Below are 19029 nucleotides of genomic sequence, written 5' to 3'. Positions count from 1 at the left end.
GAAGATGCGGTGTACCCGCGGCTAGACGGAAAGACCCCGTGAACCTTTACTACAGCTTGGCACTGAACATTGAACCTACATGTGTAGGATAGGTGGGAGGCTTTGAAGGCGTGACGCCAGTTGCGCTGGAGCCGACCTTGAAATACCACCCTTGTATGTTTGATGTTCTAACGCAGGCCCATAATCTGGGTCGCGGACAGTGCCTGGTGGGTAGTTTGACTGGGGCGGTCTCCTCCCAAAGAGTAACGGAGGAGCACGAAGGTTGGCTAATCCTGGTCGGACATCAGGAGGTTAGTGCAATGGCATAAGCCAGCTTAACTGCGAGACGGACAGGTCGAGCAGGTACGAAAGTAGGTCATAGTGATCCGGTGGTTCTGAATGGAAGGGCCATCGCTCAACGGATAAAAGGTACTCCGGGGATAACAGGCTGATACCGCCCAAGAGTTCATATCGACGGCGGTGTTTGGCACCTCGATGTCGGCTCATCACATCCTGGGGCTGAAGTCGGTCCCAAGGGTATGGCTGTTCGCCATTTAAAGTGGTACGCGAGCTGGGTTCAGAACGTCGTGAGACAGTTCGGTCCCTATCTGCCGTGGGCGTTGGATGATTGAAGGGAGTTGCTCCTAGTACGAGAGGACCGGAGTGAACGAACCTCTGGTGTTCGGGTTGTCACGCCAGTGGCACTGCCCGGTAGCTAAGTTCGGAATCGATAACCGCTGAAAGCATCTAAGCGGGAAGCGAGCCCTGAGATGAGTCATCCCTGACCCCTTGAGGGTCCTAAAGGGCCGTTGGAGACCACAACGTTGATAGGTGGGGTGTGTAAGCGCGGCGACGTGTTGAGCTAACCCATACTAATTACCCGTGAGGCTTAACCATACAACACTCAAGAAGTGTTCTAAGGCTTGTAGCAAATACCAAGCGAACTACTTACCTAATTCAGTGATAGTGACAAGCCAAGCGCAACATCACTACTCACGTCAGCTTTCTCAGATTGAAGTAATTTGCCTGGCGGCCATAGCGCCGTGGAACCACCTGATCCCATGCCGAACTCAGAAGTGAAACGCGGTAGCGCCGATGGTAGTGTGGCATTCGCCATGCGAGAGTAGGACACTGCCAGGCATCAATTAAGCAACTGCAGCGATGTGGTTGGTCGCGATACAACGTCAGGTTGTGTTGGACAGAAGATTTAGATAGCGCACACAGTGCGGTCTTTACCGGTTAGTGTGCTGATATGGCTCAGTTGGTAGAGCGCATCCTTGGTAAGGATGAGGTCCCCAGTTCGACTCTGGGTATCAGCACCATTATTGAAGTAGTAAAGCTTTTGCCTGACGGCAATAGCGCCGTGGAACCACCTGATCCCATGCCGAACTCAGAAGTGAAACGCGGTAGCGCCGATGGTAGTGTGGCATTCGCCATGCGAGAGTAGGACACTGTCAGGCACCTATTTATAAGAGGCCTCCCATTCGGGAGGCCTTTTTGCATTTCTGCGTTTCAAAAATCGGCCCTGCTGCCGGCATTTTAGTAAAAATGCTGGGCTATCAAGGGATTGCCCGTTACTCTTTAGCCGTTACCGATTAACACGTGATGCTGCCAGCGAGGTATTGATGGCTACGTTGAAGGAAATTGCACAGGAGGCGGGGGTGTCGCTCGCCACGGTATCCCGGGTACTGAACGAGGATCCCAGCCTGAGCGTCAAGGAAGAGACCAAGCAGCGGATCTTCGAGATTGCCGAACGGCTGGAGTACAAGACCAGCAGCGCCCGCAAGGGGGTTCACAAGAGCAAGCTGCACTTTCTGGTGGTCTATGCCTATCCCCAGAGTACCGAGGTCAATGACCCTTACTATCTCGCTATCCGTTATGGCATCGAGACCCAGAGTGCCCGTCTCAACATCGAACTGACCCACCTCTACAACTGTGGTGAAGGACGCGAGCTGACCGCCGTGGACGGTATCCTGGTGGTGGGGAGTCTCTCGGCCGAGCGTCTGGCGCAGTTGCGAACCTGCTCCAGTATGCTGGTCTTTGTTGATTCCCGCGCCATGGAGGAGTTTGACTCGGTCGACGTGGATCTCGCCCTGATCAGTCAGCAAGTGGTGGATTACTTTATCGCTCAGGGGCACCAGCGCATCGGTTATATCGGTGGCCAGGATGAGAATCCGGATCTGCGCGAGCTGGCCTTCCGGGATTATGGCCAGCGGTTGGGGGTGGTGCAGGAGAGCGATCTCTATCGCGGCGATTTCTCCAGTGCTTCCGGCTACCAGTTGGCGAAGGAGATGCTGGCGGGCGACTGGCCCAAGGCGCTGTTCGTCGCCTCCGACTCCATCGCCATCGGTGTGCTGCGTGCCATCCACGAGAAGGGACTGGCGATTCCCCAGCAGATCGAGCTTATCAGCGTCAACGATATTCCGACCGCCAAGTTCACCTTCCCGCCACTCTCCACGGTGCGGATCCACTCCGAGTTGATGGGCTCCCAGGGGGTTAATCTGCTGGTTGAGCGGCTGCGAGACGAGCGCGATATTCCACTCCGAGTGTTGGTACCTAGCAAGCTGACTCTGCGTGGCACCACTCGCTAATTTTAGTAAAACAAAGCCTGTTTTAGTCGCGTCATCTCGCCGTGGTGCGACTCCTTCCCTTCATCATCCTCTCCAATTCATCTCCTGACAAATTCATAATGCATTGTTTTACTGTAGTTTTAGCCATTACTTGCCTGCATTCATCAACATCCATGCCATCCCTGTCTGCTTTCCCCCCTTTTATCCTCCGCTTCTGATCTCGCTCACAAAACCATCTGTTCATTGTGACCAGGTTAAAACTTTACCAATAGAAAACTGATATTTAGTAAATGTTTATCTAGAGTTTACCCAGTTAACGTTGCCTTGTTCCGGGAGGATATGTGAATAACTGGGAAAACGTCCAATTTGTTGGTGAAAACAGGCTGGCCCCTCGCGCCTACTTCTTCTCTTATGCTGATCACGGGCTGGCGGCCACCATGCAGCGCGAGCTGAGCCGCCGTTTTCTGAGCCTTGGCGGCCAGTGGCAGTTCCACTACTTCGACCACCCCCTGCAGGTGCCGGAGGCCTTCTATCACAGCCCCATGAGCGAGTGGGGCCAGATCACCGTGCCCAACATGTGGCAGATGGAAGGACATGGTCAGCTGCAGTACACCGACGAAGGTTTTCCCTTCCCCATCGACGTGCCTTTTGTTCCGACCAACAACCCCACCGGCGCCTATCAGCGCAGCTTCATGCTGAGCCCGGCCTGGGACGGCGAGCAGGTGATCATCAAGTTTGACGGGGTGGAGACCTACTTCGAGGTCTATGTGAACGGCCACTATGTCGGCTTCAGTAAGGGGAGCCGTCTCACTGCCGAGTTCGATATCAGCGCCTACGCCAAGATTGGCGAGAACCTGCTGTCAGTGCGGGTGATGCAGTGGGCTGACTCCACCTATATCGAAGATCAGGACATGTGGTGGATGGCGGGGATCTTCCGCGACGTCTATCTGGTGGGCAAACCGGCCGCCCATGTGCAGGACTTCTTCATCCGCACCGCGCTGGCTGATGACAATCAAAGCGCTACCCTGAGCTGCGACATCCAGCTGGAAAATCTTGGGGCAGCTGCCCGTGATCACCGTCTGGTCTGGTCGCTGCTGGATCAGGGCAGCGAGATCGCCAGCGGCTCGCTCGATCATCTCGCCATCGACGGCAAGTGTGATTGCCGCTTCACGCTGGATCTGGCCAATCCCCATCTCTGGAGCGCCGAAGATCCTTACCTCTACCAGCTGCAACTCTCCCTCTACGACGGTCAGGGCGAGCTGCTGGAAGTGATCCCGCAGCGGGTCGGGGTGCGTGAAATCAAGGTCAAGGATGGCCTCTTCCATGTCAACGGCCATTACCTCAAGCTGCACGGGGTGAACCGTCACGACAACGACCACCTCAAGAGCCGCGCGGTCGGCATGGATCGGGTGGAGCGTGACATCGTGCTGATGAAGCAGCACAACCTCAACTCGGTGCGCACCGCCCACTACCCGAACGACCCGCGTTTCTACGAGCTGTGCGACCAGTACGGTCTGTTCGTGATGGCGGAGACCGACGTGGAGACCCACGGTTTTGCCAACGTAGGCGATCTCAGCCGCATCACCGATGACCCCTTCTGGGAGCCGGTGTTCGTGGATCGCATCGAGCGCCACGTTCACGCCCAGAAGAACCACCCCTCCATCATCCTCTGGTCGCTCGGCAACGAGTCCGGCTATGGCTGCAACATCAGAGCCATGTACCAGCGCTGCAAGGCGATCGACCCGACCCGGCTGGTGCACTACGAAGAGGATCGCGATGCCGAGGTGGTGGATGTGGTGAGCACCATGTATTCCCGCGTCTCCCAGATGAACTGCTTCGGCGAGTTCCCGATGGAGAAGCCGCGCATTATCTGCGAATACGCCCACGCCATGGGCAACGGCCCGGGTGGCCTGAGTGAATACCAGCAGGTGTTCGACCGCCATCCCCACATTCAGGGCCACTACATCTGGGAGTGGTGTGATCACGGCATTCTGGATCAGGACGAGCAGGGGCGCGCCGTTTACAAATACGGCGGCGACTACGGCGACTACCCCAACAACTACAACTTCTGCATGGATGGCCTTATCTATCCGGATCAGACTCCGGGGCCGGGCCTGCGTGAATACAAGCAGGTGATCTGCCCGGTCAAGGTGCGTGCGCTGGATCTGGCGAGCGGCAAGCTGGCGGTGGAAAACCGCTACTGGTTCTCCAATCTTGACGATATCCGCCTGCTGGTCGAGGTGAAGGCCGAGGGCGAACTGCTGGCCAGCCAGCAAATCCGGCTGGAAGGGGTTGCCCCCGGTGCCACCACAGAGCTGCAACTCGAACTGCCATCCCTCGATGGGCGGGAAACTTTCGTCCAGCTGCGGGTCATCAAGGCCACCGCCACTCGCTATAGCGCGGCGGAGCACGAGCTGGGCCAGTACCAGTTCCAGCTGAAAGAGTCGACTCGCCAGCTGCAGCCTTTTGCCAATCCCAACGCCACGGCGTTGCAGATTGCCGACGAGCGCCTCGCGCTGACCCTGAGCGGCAGCGGCTTTGCCCTGCGCTTCTCGCGCCTCGACGGCAAGCTGGTGAGCTGGCAGCAGGATGGTATCGAGCTGATTGAGCGCTCGCCGCGCCTCACCTTCTTCAAGCCGATGATCGACAACCACAAGCAGGAGTACGAGAGCCTGTGGCACCCCAACCACCTGCAGATCATGCAGGAGCACTTCCGCACTCTGAGCTGGCGCCAGTTGGGTGAGGCGGTCGAGGTGACAGTGGAAAGCCTGATCGCGCCGCCGGTGTTCGACTTCGGCATGCGCTGCCGCTACGTCTACACCCTGAGCCCGAACGGTCAGCTGCAGGTGGCACTCTCCGGTCAGCCCTACGGCGGTTATGACGACATCATCCCCAAGATCGGCTTCGAGCTGGGCATTCGTCAGGATCTCGACCGGGTGCACTACTACGGCATGGGGCCGGGCGAAAACTATCAGGACAGCCGCCAGAGCAACTGGATCGACAGCTTCCAGAGCACAGTCGGCGAGATGTGGGAGCACTACCCCTTCCCACAGGACAACGGCAACCGCCAGCAGGTGCGCTGGGCGACCCTGACCAACCGCCACGGCGCCGGTCTCTACGTGCGACCCGATGCCCCCATCAACCTGAGCGTCTGGCCCTACAGCTGGGAGCATATCCACGCGGCGCAGCACATCAACGAGCTGGAGCCCTGCGGTTATCTGACCCTCAATCTGGATCACAAGGTGCTGGGGCTCGGCTCCAACTCTTGGGGCTCCGAGGTGCTGGACTCCTGGCGGGTGCGCTTCGAGCCGTTCAGCTTCGGTCTGACCCTGCTGCCCATCGCCCGTGGCAACCTCAATCCGGCTGCGCTGGCCGGGCTCGATCTCACCATCAACGGCGGGAGGAACCTCGCATGATCACCCTGGACAACCTGACCCTGTTCAAAAACATCTACCGGGAGGGCAAGAAGTGGGGCCGCTGCGTGGAGGCCATCAACAACCTGGCGAACCTCAAGCCCGGTATCTGCCACTCCATCGGTGATTCCCTCACCTACCGTTTGCAGGAAGGGGCCAGCCCGGCCACCTCACTGTTCGAGGGGCAGCGCCGCTACTTCGACGTCCACTACTACCTGGAAGGGGAAGAGACGGTGGAGTGGGCAGCCAAGAGCGAGCTGGCGGTCGAGCAGGCTTATGACGACACCACTGACCGCGAGTGGCTGGCCGGCGAGGTGCGTGAGCGCCAGCAGGTGGGCAACGGGCAGGTGGTGATCTTCGAGAACGATGAGGCTTACCGCTTTGTCGGCGACGGGCCGGTGCGCAAGCTGATCATCAAGGTCACCGTCGAAGGCGGCTACTTCAAAAACAAATAACAAGCTGCTGTTTTTGCACTGATAAAAGCCGGAAGGGCGGGGCTCACCCTACAACCCATGCCCCGCTCTTTCGCCGAGATAACTACAGGTCTGGAGATGCACCATGTCTGATTCCAAACGCAATACGATAGGCAAGTTTGGTCTGCTGTCGCTCACCTTCGCGGCGGTATTCAGCTTCAACAACGTCATCAATAACAACATCGAAATCGGTCTGGCCTCGGCCCCGATGTTCTTTCTGGCCACCATTTTTTACTTCATTCCGTTCTGTCTGATCATTGCGGAGTTCGTATCACTGAATAAGAACTCCGAAGCGGGGGTTTATGCCTGGGTGAAGAGCTCCCTCGGTGGTCGCTGGGCCTTTATCTCCGCCTACACCTACTGGTTCGTGAACCTGTTCTTCTTCACCTCCTTGCTGCCGCGGGTTATCGCCTACGCCTCCTATGCCTTCCTCGGCTACGAGTACATTCTCACTCCGGTGGCGACCACGGCATTGAGCATGGTGCTGTTTGCCTTTGCCACCTATGTCTCCACCAACGGCGCCAAGATGCTCGGTCCCATCACCTCGGTGACCTCGTCCCTGATGCTGCTGCTGACCCTCTCCTACATACTGCTGGCGGGTACGGCACTGGTGGGCGGCGTGCAACCGGCCGACCCCATCACGGTAGAGGCGATGATCCCCGATTTCAGCTGGGCCTTCCTCGGCATCACCACCTGGATCTTTATGGCAGCCGGTGGCGCCGAGTCGGTGGCGGTCTACGTCAATGACGTGAAGGGGGGTTCCAAATCCTTCGTGAAGGTGATCATCGTCGCCGGGATCTTTATCGGCGTGCTCTACTCCATCGCCTCCCTGCTGATCAACGTGTTCGTACCGAGCGGCACCCTGAAATATACCGGCGGCTCAGTGCAGGTGTTCGAGGGGTTGGCGGCTTACTTCGGCTTGCCGGAGATCATGATGAACCGCTTCGTGGGTCTGGTCTCCTTCACCGCCATGTTTGGCTCCCTGCTGATGTGGACGGCGACTCCGGTGAAGATCTTCTTCTCCGAAATTCCGGCTGGCATCTTCGGCAAGAAGACGGTCGAGCTGAACGAGAACGGTGTGCCCGCTCGTGCAGCCTGGATCCAGTACCTCATCGTGCTGCCGCTGATGGTGATCCCGACTCTGGGCTCCAACACCGCGCAGGATCTGATGAACACAGTCATCAACATGACCGCTGCTGCCTCCATGCTGCCGCCGCTGTTCATCATGCTGGCCTACCTCAATCTGCGCCTGAAGCTCGATCACCTGCCGCGGGATTTCAAGATGGGCTCACGCACCACCGGCATCGCCGTGGTGTCGGTGCTGATCGCCATCTTCTCGGTGGGCTTCCTCGCCTCCACCTTCCCGACCGGCGCCGACATCATGACCATCATCTTCTACAACGTCGGCGGGATCGTGATTTTCCTCGGCTTCGCCTGGTGGAAGTACAACCGCTACGAGGCCACCCTCAGCGCCGAAGCACGCGCCAAAGAGGCCCAGCCGGCGGCGCAGGTTGCCATGCAGACGCCATAGCCACTGCATTGACTCCCAATCAAATCGGGTGGCCGTTGGCCACCCGCAAACCGTTGAACCAGAAAAGGAAAAGAGCATGAGCGAGACGATCGAGTTTGCCGAATTCAAACGGGTCGAGATGAAGGTGGGCAAGGTACTGGAGGTGGTGCGTCACCCCGGTGCCGACAAACTCTACATCGTCCAGATCGACGTGGGGGGCGAGCGGCCGCTGCAGACAGTCACCAGTCTGGTGCCTTACTACAGCGAAGAGGAGTTGATGGGCAGCGAGGTGGTAGTGCTGACCAACCTCAAGCCCACCAGGATGCGCGGCGAGCGATCCGAATGCATGTTGCTCTGCGCCGAGACCCCCGACGAGAGCCAGAGCGTACTGCTGCAGCCGCGGGTGCCGATGGCGCCGGGCACCCCGATCGTCTGAATCACGGATTAAAGGCTGGCGCAGCCAGTGTGCGTCGGTTTGCCTGAAAGGCCGCCACGAGCGGCCAGTTTGACCATAACAAGAGAGTAAACGGCGCGGCCAGCTGGCAGCCGCCGAACACATTCAGAGTCATAGCGCCCCCGTGCGAAGGGGCGTGAATCTACCGGAGGACACCATGTCTGAATCCGTACGCGGCACCATCGGCAAGTTTGCCCTGTTGTCGATGACCTTTGCCGCCGTGTTCAACGTGCGCAACATCGTCAACAACAACATCGAGCTGGGGCTCAGCTCCGCCCCCATTTTCCTGCTGGCCACGCTCGTCTACTTCGTGCCATTCGTTTTCATCATTGCCGAGTTCGTCTCGGCCAACAAAAACTCCGAGTCGGGGATGTACGACTGGCTGAAAAAGCCGCTCGGCACCCGGATGGCCTATCTGGGCTCGTTTCTCTACTGGTTCGTGAACCTGTTCTGGTTCGTCTCCCTGCTGCCCAATGTCATCGCCTATGCCTCCTACGCCATGCTGGGCTATGAGTACAGCTTCTCCCCCATGGTCACCTCTATCATCTCCATCGTATTGTTTGCGGCGGCGACCCATATCTCCACCAAGGGGGCGAGCTGGCTCGGCAAGATTGCCGAATTGGTGGCCTACGGTGTATTTGCCCTGTTCGCCATCTATGTGCTGGGCGCCCTGATGGCGCTCGGCGGTGACCATGTGGCGGCCCAGCCCATTACGCTGGAGGCCATGACCCCCACCGTCAACTGGGCGACCCTCGGCATCATGTGCTGGATCTTCCAGGCGGCGGGCGGTGCCGAAACGGCGGCGGCCTATCTCAATGACGTGAAGGGCGGCCAGAAGTCCTTTATCAAGGTGATCATCACCGCCGGTATCGTCATCGGCGCCATGTATGCGTTGGGTTCCCTGCTGGTGAATGTGTTCGTACCGCGCGAGAGTCTCACCTATGCCGGCGGCATGGTGGAGATCTTCACCGGCATGGCCCAGTACTTCGGGCTTTCCGAGACCCTGGTGGGCCGCGCGGTCGGTATCGTGCTGTTCATCGCCATGTTCGGCTCCATGATGATGTGGACCTCGGCGCCGGTGAAGATCCACTTCTCCGAGATCCCGCAGGGTGTCTACGGTGAGAAAACCACCCGTCTCAACCAGCACGGGGTGCCAGTGCGCGCCGCCTGGTGGCAGTTTGTCTTCGTATTCGCGATGCTGGTGGTCAACGGTTTTGGCTCCGAGTCGGTGCAGCAGATGATGAACACCGCCATCAACCTCACCGCCGGTACCGCCATGTTGCCGCCGATCTTCATCATGGTGGCCTACTTGGTGTTTCGCTGGAAACATGACGACACCCCCCGCGACTTCCGCATGGGGTCGCGCACCTTCGGCATGGCGGTGGTGTCGGTGCTGATCGCTATCTTCGTGGTGAGCATGAGTGCCTCTGCCTTCCCGGCCGGGGTGGATCTGGTACGCGCCTTCTTCATCAACGTCTTCATGACCGCAGTCTTCTCGGCGCTGGCTTACTGGTGGATCTCCCGCTTTGAGAAGCGGCAGGCCCGCAAGCTCGGCGGCAATGAGAAGAAAACCGGCAACAGCAAGCTGGCCAGCCAGCGCTGATCGGCTGAGCGAAAAAACGAGACGGGCGGCCAAGGTCGCCCGTTTTTATATCCATTTCTCGCCGGTTTGGCGCTATCTGGCCGCGGGTCGTCACTTCCGCTATTCGACAAAGCAAAGGCGTTAAGCATTGATGAACAATTATCCAGCGCTCAACTTTGCGCATCCCTGTTATCGGGGTAAGCTGGGGATTCGTTTCAACGGGAGGTGCCAGACACCTCCTGTTGTGTTTCTTGTCCTCCCAATCCTGACCTCCCGCCACGAAGGCAGGATACTCTCTGATGGAGACCCCCTGTGCGTCTGGATCCCTTTACTGTTGTGCTGATTGCGGTGGTCACCCTGGCCTCCCTCTTTCCCTGCGAGGGGCAGGTGGCCGTCTGGTTCGGTCTGCTGACCAAGCTGGCGGTGGCGCTCTTGTTCTTCATGCATGGCGCCAAGCTGTCGCGCCAGAACCTGCTGGCGGGCCTCGGCCACTGGCGGCTGCATCTGGTGGTGATGCTCAGCACCTTTGTGCTGTTTCCGTTGCTCGGGCTGCTGCTCACCCCGTTGGTGCCGAGCTGGTTGAGCCCGGCTATCTACCTTGGCTTCCTCTATCTCTGCGCCCTGCCTGCCACCGTGCAGTCTGCCATCGCCTTTACCTCGATGGCGGGGGGCAATGTGTCGGCGGCGGTGTGCAGCGCCTCGGCCTCCAGCATCCTCGGCATCTTCCTCTCGCCGGTGCTGGTGGGGATGATGATCCACGTGCAGGGGGAGGGGATCGACACCTGGCACTCTATTCAGTCCATCATGATGCAGCTGATGCTGCCGTTCGTGGTGGGTCACCTGTCGCGCCCGCTGATCGGTCGCTGGGTCGACAGCCACCGTCCGATGATCGGCAAGCTGGATCAGAGCTCCATCCTGCTGGTGGTCTACGTCGCCTTCAGCGAGGCGGTGGTGCAGGGGATTTGGCATCAAGTAGGTTGGTACGATCTGGCCAGTATCGTGCTGCTGAGCTGCGTCTTGCTGGCGCTGGTGCTCTGCTGGAACGTCTGGATCAGCCGTCGCCTCGGCTTCGACAAGGCGGACGAGATCACCATCGTCTTCTGCGGCTCCAAGAAGAGTCTGGCCAACGGGGTGCCGATGGCCAACGTCATGTTCCCGGCCGCCAGCGTCGGGGTGATGGTGCTGCCGCTGATGATCTTCCACCAGATCCAGCTGATGGTCTGCGCCGTGCTGGCCCGCCGCTATCACGAGCAGGGGCATTGATACTCGCGTCGTTTTGACTGCCATAACAAGAGGGAGGCCCGTTGGCCTCCCTCTTCTCATCTGCATGTCGACCGGCGTGCTAGCGTTTGCGCCAGACGGTCAGCTGCGCCACCGTGTGCTGGTACTTGCGGGCGGTCTCGCGGATGACGAAAGGCACATCCCGGGGCGGGCAGTGCTCCTCGAACTCCGCCGCCAGCAGCCGTTGCAGCGCCTGATAGGTGGTGAGCGCCTCGCCGTTTTCGCGAATGCCGCCGAGCCAGTTGGCGGGCGGGGTATATTCCGCCAGCCAGGTATAGGGGCTGGTGAGCACCAGCAAGCCACCGCTGCGCAGCCGGGGCGCTATGTCCCGCAGGAAGCGGGCGGGCTCCCGCAGCCGGTCGATGAGGTTGGAGGCGAGCACCAGATCGTAGTGGTCATATTTGGGCTTGAGGTTGCAGGCATCCCCCTGACTGAAGTGGATGCGCTCAGCCTGACTCGCCCCCAGCCCGTGGCTCGACAGGCGTGCCTCGCAATACTCCACCAGTTCACCCTCCAGCGGAATGGCGTAGCGGAAGCTGTCCTGGCTGGCGAGGGCCAGCGCCACGTCGATGAAGCGGGCCGAGTAGTCCACCCCGTCCACATGCTGGAAGTGGCGAACCAGTTCGAAGCTGGCGCGGCCGGTGGCGCAGCCGATATCCAGCGCCCGCTGGTGGTTGCTGCAGAGCTCGCCAGCAAGATCAGCAAGCGTCTTGGCGTAGTTGGCGACCCCGAAGTGGCTCGGGCCGTACTGGAAGTCGAGGTACTGAGCGACCAGCGTGTCGGTTTCATAGGGATTCACGATAACGGGTTCCTGATAACGGGAGACCAGATAGCGGAAACCCGCATGCTGGAAGAAGTGACGCCGGAAGGCGTAACGGGATGATTTGAGCGCTTCGTTACCCGTGCTGATCCAGCTGCCGCCCTTGATCAGGGTGTGCTTGCCATCAAAGGTGGGGGTGGAGAAGTCGTCGTAGAGCGGGTGGATTTTAAAGCCGTCGAAGCCATCGATGGCGGTGCTGGTCCACTGCCAGGCATTGCCCACCAGATCGAAGAACTCCCCTTGCGGGCAGGCATCCACCGGGCAGGAGGAGGCGAAACGGGCCAGATTGATATTGCCTGGGGCTTCCGTCCAGTCCGGCTGATCGCCGGGTAGCTGCTCGCGCAGCAGCTGCCACTCTGCCTCGCTCGGCAGCTGGATGGGGAGTCCGGTCTGGGCCGCCTTCCAGCGGCAGAAGGCGGCGGCCTCCAGCTGGTTTACCTCCACCGGCCAGTCCCAGGGCATGGCGACCTGCCCGGTCATCAGCCGCAGCTGCAATTGCCCGGGCGCGGCAGGATCACCCTCCCAGAAGGTGGGCATCTGCGCCTTGGCGTACTGGCACCAGCCCCACCCCTCCTCGTCCCACCACTGTTGCTGGCTGTAGCCGCCCGCCTGGACGAAGGCGAGGTACTCGGCATTGCTCACCAGCATGCGGCTGGCCTGAAACGGGGCCAGCTCGATATGGCGCTCGCCATATTCGTTGTCCCAGCCGTAGGTAGCGTCCTGTTTGCCAAGGCGCACCTTGCCGCCCGCCACCGGCAGCAGGCTGTTGGCGGGTACCTGGTCAATGCGGTGGCGCGCTTCGGCGCAAACGGGCCAATAAGGCTGCGGCCGCACCCAGGCGAGCGGCAACTGGCGGATCAGCACGCTGGAGGTCTCGAGATGGATGCGCTCGTGCTCTATCCCCATCAGGATCACCCAGGCCGGGCTCTGCCAGTCGATGGGCAGGGTGAGCGGCATCTGCCGAATGAAATCGCACACCAGCGAACGGACTTTGGCTCGATAGCTGCGCAGCTCGGCGACCTTTGGCCAGTCGTAGTGGGTCTCGTCCAGATCATCCCAGCTCATCTCGTCCACCCCGATGGCGACCATGGCCTCGATGCGGGCATCCAGCCGCTGATCGATTAGGCGTGCCGCCAGCAGCTTGTTGATAAAGAAGGCGGCGGTGTGGCCGTAGTAGAAGATGAGCGGATGGCGCAGCGGGATCGCCTTGTTGAACCAGGCCCGCTCATCGGCCAGACAGTCGAACAGCGAGTCGTAGAGATCGAAGGTCTGGCAGAAGTAGGCGAGCAGTTCGCGCCGTTTCTGCTCGGGATCGCTGCCGGTCAGCAGCGGGGTGCGAGTCGGCTTCGGCAGACCGACGGCAGTGGCATAGAGAGGGCTTGCTTGGGTCACGCTCTGACTCCTTGTTGGCAGTGAAGACTGACAAGACAGTGGTAATGGCATTACCGCAATGGAGAGCTTGGTACGCACGAAGTACCACTATTGGCTCAACAGATCGGTACGGCAATCAAAAATTGCCACGGGCTGTCAGCATAGTGACCGGCAAGATGGCCCGCCAATCCATCATAAGAATAGTGGTGATGACCATCTTGCCAGCCCGATCATCATCCTTTGCCAGCAAACAGGCCCGTCACGGGCCTGTTTCAGTTGTGGGGATCAGAGGTGGCGGGCGTGAAAGCGCAGGTGCGCCTCGATAAAGCTCGCCACGAAGTAGTAGCTGTGGTCATAGCCCTGGTGGCGGTTGAGCTCCAGCGGCCACTCCTTGCTGGCGGCCACCTCGGCCAGCGCATCGATATGCAGCTGCTCGGCGAGGAAGGGATCATCCAGCCCCACATCCACCAGGGTGGGCAGTGGTTTGACCGACTCATTGCGCAGCAGTTGGCAGGCATCCCACTCCTGCCACAACAAGGGATTGCTGCCGAGGTAGGCACCAAGCGCCTTCTGGCCCCAGGGGCAGCGGCTCGGGTGGCAGATCGGGCTGAACGCCGAGACCGAGCGGTAGCGACCGGGCTCCCGCAACGCGGCGATCAGTGCCCCGTGACCGCCCATGGAGTGGCCGCTGATGGCGCGGCGGGTCGAGACCGGGAAGTGGGTCTCTATCAAGTCAGGCAGCTCGCGGGTGACGTAGTCATACATCTGGTAGTGCGTCTGCCAGGGGCTCTGGCTGGCATTGACGTAAAAACCTGCGCCCATGCCGAGGTCATAACCGGGGTCGTCTGCCACGCCGTCGCCGCGGGGGCTGGTGTCCGGCGCCACCAGGGCGATGCCGAGCTCGGCGGCGATGCGCTGGGCGCCCGCCTTCTGCATGAAGTTCTCATCGGTGCAGGTGAGGCCGCTGAGCCAGTAAAGTACCGGCACCTTCTGGCCGGTGAGAGCCTGGGGCGGCAGATAGATGGCAAAATTCATCTCGCAGCCGAGCACGCTGGCGTGGTGGCGATAGCGCTTGTGCCAGCCGCCGAAGCTCTTGTTGCTGCTGATAATCTCCAGATTCATCGAAGGACTCCTGCACCCCGCCCACGATGGCGGGCGGGGTGATCAAGCTCAGTAGTGGATGACGGTGCGGATGCTCTTGCCTTCGTGCATCAGATCGAATGCCTCGTTGATCTGCTCCAGCGGCATGGTGTGGGTGATAAAGTCATCGAGACGGAACTCACCCTGCATGTAGCGCTGCACATAGCTCGGCAGTTCGCTGCGACCGCGTACCCCGCCGAAGGCGCTGCCGCGCCAGACCCGACCGGTTACCAGCTGGAACGGACGGGTGCTGATCTCCTGGCCGGCGCCGGCCACGCCGATGATGACCGACTCGCCCCAGCCCTTGTGGCAGCACTCGAGCGCCGCGCGCATCACCTTGACGTTGCCGATGCACTCGAACGAGAAGTCAACGCCGCCGTCGGTGAGCTCGACGATCACCTCCTGGATGGGTTTGTCATAGTCGTTCGGGTTGATGCAGTCGGTGGCGCCCAGCTTGCGGGCCAGTTCGAACTTGCTCTCGTTGATGTCGATGGCGATGATGCGACCGGCCTTGGCCAGACGGGCGCCGATCACTGCCGAGAGGCCGATGCCCCCCAGCCCGAAGATGGCGACGCTCTCACCCTCTGTCACCTTGGCGGTGTTCATCACGGCGCCGATGCCGGTGGTGACGCCGCAACCGAGCAGGCAGACCTCTTCCAGCGGGGCGGCCGGGTCCACCTTGGCGATGGAGATCTCCGGCAGCACCGTGTATTCGCTGAAGGTGGAGGTGCCCATGTAGTGATAGATGGGCTGGCCATCTTTCGAGAAGCGGGTGGTGCCGTCCGGCATCAACCCCTTGCCCTGAGTGGCGCGGATCTTCTGGCACAGGTTGGTCTTGCCGGATTTGCAGAATTTGCACTCTCCGCACTCGGGGGTGTAGAGCGGGATCACGTGATCGCCGACTTTGACGCTGGTGACCCCTTCGCCGACCGATTCGACGATGCCGCCCCCCTCGTGACCGAGTATGCAGGGGAAGACCCCTTCCGGATCCTCACCGGAGAGGGTGAAGGCATCGGTGTGACAGACTCCGGTGGCGACGATGCGCACCCGCACCTCGCCTGCTTGCGGCGGCATGACTTCCACCTCTTCGATGGAGAGGGGCTGACCCGGGCCCCAGGCGATGGCGGCTTTACACTTGATGCTTTGAACCTGTGCCATGAATGACATCCTTCTTGTTGAGCAGGGTGAACAGAGATGAGTTCGGACATTCAGTGTAGTTTCCCGCCGATTTGGTGATAATGAGGGCAAATCTCAAATCACTTTTACACACAGGTAATAATGTTCGGCTGGGAAGGGATCTGTGAATTTGTCAGCGTGGCGGAGCAGGGGGGCTTTACCCCGGCGGCACGCAAGCTGGGAGTGTCGGTGGTGCAAGTGAGTCGTCAGGTGGCGCAGCTGGAAGATCGGCTGCAGGCCAAGCTGCTGCTGCGCACCACCCGTCAGGTGCGGCTCACCGAGCTTGGCGAGATCTACTATCGCCACTGCCGTCAGTTGCTCGATAACCTCTACGAGGCGGAGCTGGCGGTGGGGCGCCATCAGGCGGTACCACAAGGGTCGCTGCGCATCACGGCCCCCGTCTCCTACGGCGAGAGCCGCATCGCTCCGCTGGTGAATGACTTCATGGTGCGTTTCCCCCAGCTGGAGGTGACCCTCAACCTCACCAACCAGCTGCTGGATCTGGTGCACGAGGGCTACGATCTGGCGCTGCGGCTCGGCCATCTCAAGGATTCGACGCTGGTGGCGCGCAAGCTGGCGCAGCGGGTGCCCTATGTCTGCGCCTCGCCGGCTTACACCGCCCGCCACGGCATGCCCAACAGCCTCTCCGAGCTGACCCGCCACACCTGTCTGGTGGGCAACAGCGACGAGTGGCACTTCACCCTGGATGGTCGTTCCCACAGCGTGCGGGTGCGCGGCCTGTTGCAGTGCAACAGTGGCCACTCTCTGCTGGATGCGGCGCTCAAGGGGATTGGCATCATCCAGCTGCCGGACTACTACGTGAGCGACCATCTGGCCCGTGGCGAACTGATCGAGCTGCTGCCCGAACTGCGGGCCCCGGCCGAGGGGATCTGGGCCCTCTATCCCCACAATCGCCACCTCTCTCCCAAGGTGCGGCTGCTGGTGGACTACCTCGCCGAGCGGCTGAGCGACCCGCACCAACCGGCGCTGGTGATGCCGATAGGCTAGGACGTTCCCCGCCCGTTGACTCGCCGGCGGCGGGCGACAGGTGTGATGGCCGGAAAATAAAAGAGCCCTTGATCATCAAGGGCTCTTTTTATTGGCAAGCGCGGCTCAATCGATCACTCGATATTCTGGATCTAATTGTATGACTTAGTATAAATATCTATAAAAATCATGGTCATGATGTCATTTTTCTTATTTTTTTAAGAAAAACTACCCAAAGTACTACCCAGACAATGGTGATAGCCCCTGTTTATGCTGAACCATCCCCACGCAGGCCAAGTGGAGGTGGGAAAAGTGGGAAACCGGGAAACTGGGCCCGGATGTGAGGTGGCAATGGTTGGTGCTTATGTTTTGTCTCTGGCCAGGCTTCATTTCACTTGGTTGACTACAGAGTTAAACGCTGCGCTCTGGTGCTGAGCCCATCCAGAATCGAGTCCGCGATCTGGGTGGGAAATGTATCTGGTAACTGCTGACGGACGGCCGAGATCACTTCATCCAGACTACTGGCCATTTCGTTTAGGATCATTTCCATTTGCCCCTTTTCAAATCCCACCGCTTTGGCTGTATGAAAGAAGTGGCGTGGGAATATCTGCTCTATCGCATATTTCTTGCCCTTGGTCGCGGCCAGGCCCATGGCCAGCTTTGCATCGCGTGGGTGTAGGCCTCGGCCGCCAAACACTGGATAGACAGATAGGATGTCGTAAAAAGGGGTCAGGCGAAAACGCCCTTCCGGTTCAATAAAGACCGAGAAGTTCTTGGCATGGCCATCGGTGGCCGCCAGCAGCCAGAACAGCACCTGAGATTTCATGAACAGGTAGCGATCCTGTTCTGGTGTCGCAGAGCCCAGCAAGGTTTTCATGATGTCAGTGATCCCGGGGCCGCCATGGCTCTCGTATTTCCGTGCTGACGGAACATTCAATACCTGACAGAAATCTTCCTGGGGCAGACGCATGATCCAACTGCGATCGGCGGCGTAACGTCTGTCGAAGCGTTCCACGGCAAGTGCTTTGACCTGGCCAACCTGCATCATGAAGCAGTGAGGTACGGGTAGACCAAACTCCTTGGCAATCAGAGTGCAGAGATATTCGTTTTCTACGCTCTGGGAGAGATCTATCGAGTAGGAGTGGCTTTCAATCTTGCCGATAGGGAGTTTGATAATGTGGGTTGTCGGCGTTGCGTTGAGTGGCAAGTACCAACGGCCATCGAGATAGAGCAGCGCAGTCTTTTCTTGCGCCCCGGCGATAGAGATCCGGAACTCCTCTTGCTCCCTGACCATCCCCAAAGGGATTCCTGATTTGTAGCTGGTCAGGATCTGCTCGAGCTCGTCATCGGAAAGTGCCTTGTAGTCGATTCGCCTGACATCTGGAACATCGTGCCCTTCGGTAACCAGCTGTAATGCCCCTACGCTATCCTGGCCAATGCAACTGAGCAGATCGAAGGGCTGGGTTGATGCCGCTTGATAGCGTGCTACAACCCTGTTCCTCACCTCCATATTATCTGGCAGCAGGTTATCGAAGAAGTTATAGGCTTCATCGCCCCGGTAGGGCTGATGGCGCAATGGCATGGAGAGTGAGATCGGACGGCTGCCCGGTTGTGCTAGCCATGACTCATGGTACTGAAACTGATGGGCGCCGCTGGCAGTTTTGGTGAATGTGCCTACCCGATAGCCGTTCATGTAGACAGCCAGATTGGCCATTACCACTCCTCCTTCCAGCCTGATATAGGGCTGTCGGATGACTCATTGCGGGGTTTGATATCCAGTGACAACTCGAGTGCTGCGAGGATCTTGAACAGGGTCTCCAGCTTGGTGGACTCAGGGTTGAGCTCGAAGCTGGATACAGTGTCTTGCCTAATCCCCACTTTCTCGGCCACTTTGCCTTGAGAGAGCTTTTGCGAAAGCCTGGCATCCTTGATACAGGCGCTCAGCTGCTTGGCGCTGGTTACTTTCATGAGTCGATTACCTGGTCGCGTGCCTTCTTCCAATTTACACGCTGTGGCAGGTATATCAATGTTTACCTGTTGTAGAGGGTAAATATAAATTACACGCCAAAGGCGGTAATTAACATTTATCCCCTATAGCGGGTAAGAGAACAGCAGGCGAGGAGATTACCTATTCAGCGCAACATTAAGGCGTCATTGCCAGACGTATCCTTGGCCAGAAGGCATGCCATCAAGAGCAGCCCCCCATGTTGCTTTATGAGTCTGAAATCAATAAAACCCGGCTGAATTTATGAGAGAATCTTGAGCAATATTGT

Annotated in this window: 13 protein-coding genes, 1 tRNA gene and 3 rRNA genes (1 of these 17 running past the window's edge); 12 read left to right on the top strand and 5 right to left on the bottom strand. The window is 59.3% G+C overall.

The annotated features are described in order from the left end of the window. The 11 genes from NMD14_18920 to NMD14_18870 all read left to right on the top strand — a co-directional run. Positions 1–876, top strand: a 23S ribosomal RNA gene (locus tag NMD14_18920) (it extends 2013 nt beyond the left edge of the window). A gap of 128 nt (positions 877–1004) precedes the next feature. Further along, positions 1005–1119 (top strand): 5S ribosomal RNA (gene rrf / locus NMD14_18915). 106 nt (positions 1120–1225) lie between these two features. Further along, positions 1226–1301 (top strand) — tRNA-Thr (locus NMD14_18910). A gap of 23 nt (positions 1302–1324) precedes the next feature. Further along, positions 1325–1439 (top strand): 5S ribosomal RNA (gene rrf / locus NMD14_18905). A 165-nt stretch (positions 1440–1604) separates the two neighbouring features. Further along, the gene (gene ebgR, locus NMD14_18900; protein ID XEI32736.1) at positions 1605–2570 is read left to right on the top strand and encodes a transcriptional regulator EbgR; all 966 of its coding nucleotides are present in this window, start codon (positions 1605–1607) and stop codon (positions 2568–2570) included. 320 nt (positions 2571–2890) lie between these two features. Then, complete coding sequence (gene ebgA / locus NMD14_18895; GenBank protein ID XEI32735.1) at positions 2891–5965, top strand: beta-galactosidase subunit alpha; 3075 nt, start codon at positions 2891–2893, stop codon at positions 5963–5965. Beyond that, positions 5962–6417 (top strand): beta-galactosidase subunit beta, encoded by a 456-nt coding sequence (locus tag NMD14_18890; GenBank protein XEI32734.1) that lies wholly within the window; start codon positions 5962–5964, stop codon positions 6415–6417. Before ebgA ends, NMD14_18890 begins: the two co-directional genes overlap by 4 nt. 103 nt (positions 6418–6520) lie before the next feature. Next, entirely contained in the window at positions 6521–7966 is a 1446-nt protein-coding gene (locus NMD14_18885) for an amino acid permease (protein ID XEI32733.1), read from the top strand. Positions 7967–8042: 76 nt separating this feature from the next. Continuing rightward, positions 8043–8381, top strand: coding sequence for a tRNA-binding protein (locus tag NMD14_18880; protein ID XEI32732.1), 339 nt, complete (start codon positions 8043–8045; stop codon positions 8379–8381). A 175-nt stretch (positions 8382–8556) separates the two neighbouring features. After that, on the top strand, positions 8557–10002 hold the full coding sequence (locus tag NMD14_18875) for an amino acid permease (protein ID XEI32731.1): 1446 nt from the start codon (positions 8557–8559) through the stop codon (positions 10000–10002). Positions 10003–10293: 291 nt separating this feature from the next. Beyond that, positions 10294–11244 carry a bile acid:sodium symporter gene (locus tag NMD14_18870; GenBank protein ID XEI32730.1) on the top strand — a complete coding sequence of 317 codons (951 nt, stop codon included), beginning with the start codon at positions 10294–10296 and terminating at the stop codon, positions 11242–11244. Between the two features lie 79 nt (positions 11245–11323). Here the strand turns inward: NMD14_18870 and ovoA are convergent, their stop codons facing one another. From ovoA to NMD14_18855, 3 genes are all read right to left on the bottom strand, one after another. Further along, on the bottom strand, positions 11324–13474 hold the full coding sequence (ovoA, locus tag NMD14_18865; protein ID XEI32729.1) for a 5-histidylcysteine sulfoxide synthase: 2151 nt from the start codon (positions 13472–13474) through the stop codon (positions 11324–11326). Between the two features lie 264 nt (positions 13475–13738). Further along, on the bottom strand, positions 13739–14575 hold the full coding sequence (fghA, locus tag NMD14_18860; GenBank protein ID XEI32728.1) for an S-formylglutathione hydrolase: 837 nt from the start codon (positions 14573–14575) through the stop codon (positions 13739–13741). 48 nt (positions 14576–14623) lie between these two features. Then, entirely contained in the window at positions 14624–15751 is a 1128-nt protein-coding gene (locus NMD14_18855; protein XEI32727.1) for an S-(hydroxymethyl)glutathione dehydrogenase/class III alcohol dehydrogenase, read from the bottom strand. Positions 15752–15871: 120 nt separating this feature from the next. On the opposite strand from NMD14_18855, the gene NMD14_18850 reads away from it, so the two are divergent. Next, complete coding sequence (locus NMD14_18850; protein XEI32726.1) at positions 15872–16777, top strand: LysR substrate-binding domain-containing protein; 906 nt, start codon at positions 15872–15874, stop codon at positions 16775–16777. Between the two features lie 382 nt (positions 16778–17159). Here the strand turns inward: NMD14_18850 and NMD14_18845 are convergent, their stop codons facing one another. Both NMD14_18845 and NMD14_18840 read right to left on the bottom strand, forming a co-directional pair. After that, on the bottom strand, positions 17160–18470 hold the full coding sequence (locus NMD14_18845; protein XEI32725.1) for a type II toxin-antitoxin system HipA family toxin: 1311 nt from the start codon (positions 18468–18470) through the stop codon (positions 17160–17162). Continuing rightward, a complete protein-coding gene (locus tag NMD14_18840) occupies positions 18470–18724 on the bottom strand; it encodes a helix-turn-helix domain-containing protein (protein XEI32724.1) in 255 nt (84 codons plus the stop codon). The genes NMD14_18845 and NMD14_18840 overlap by 1 nt, the downstream gene beginning before the upstream one ends. Positions 18725–19029: the final 305 nt, after the last annotated feature.

The organism is Aeromonas veronii, from assembly GCA_041319085.1.
In the GTDB taxonomy this organism is placed as follows: domain Bacteria; phylum Pseudomonadota; class Gammaproteobacteria; order Enterobacterales; family Aeromonadaceae; genus Aeromonas; species Aeromonas veronii_F.
Note: the sequence above shows the minus strand (reverse complement) of the source record. Positions and strands in the feature narration are given on the sequence as shown.

Excerpts from the sequence above, each read along its gene's own strand:
- ebgR (XEI32736.1), top strand. The coding sequence starts at position 1,605 with ATGGCTACGTTGAAGGAAATTGCACAGGAGGCGGGGGTGTCGCTCGCC.
- NMD14_18890 (XEI32734.1), top strand. The coding sequence starts at position 5,962 with ATGATCACCCTGGACAACCTGACCCTGTTCAAAAACATCTACCGGGAG.
- NMD14_18885 (XEI32733.1), top strand. The coding sequence starts at position 6,521 with ATGTCTGATTCCAAACGCAATACGATAGGCAAGTTTGGTCTGCTGTCG.
- NMD14_18880 (XEI32732.1), top strand. The coding sequence starts at position 8,043 with ATGAGCGAGACGATCGAGTTTGCCGAATTCAAACGGGTCGAGATGAAG.
- NMD14_18875 (XEI32731.1), top strand. The coding sequence starts at position 8,557 with ATGTCTGAATCCGTACGCGGCACCATCGGCAAGTTTGCCCTGTTGTCG.
- fghA (XEI32728.1), bottom strand. The coding sequence starts at position 14,575 with ATGAATCTGGAGATTATCAGCAGCAACAAGAGCTTCGGCGGCTGGCAC.
- NMD14_18855 (XEI32727.1), bottom strand. The coding sequence starts at position 15,751 with ATGGCACAGGTTCAAAGCATCAAGTGTAAAGCCGCCATCGCCTGGGGC.
- NMD14_18850 (XEI32726.1), top strand. The coding sequence starts at position 15,872 with ATGTTCGGCTGGGAAGGGATCTGTGAATTTGTCAGCGTGGCGGAGCAG.
- NMD14_18845 (XEI32725.1), bottom strand. The coding sequence starts at position 18,470 with ATGGCCAATCTGGCTGTCTACATGAACGGCTATCGGGTAGGCACATTC.
- NMD14_18840 (XEI32724.1), bottom strand. The coding sequence starts at position 18,724 with ATGAAAGTAACCAGCGCCAAGCAGCTGAGCGCCTGTATCAAGGATGCC.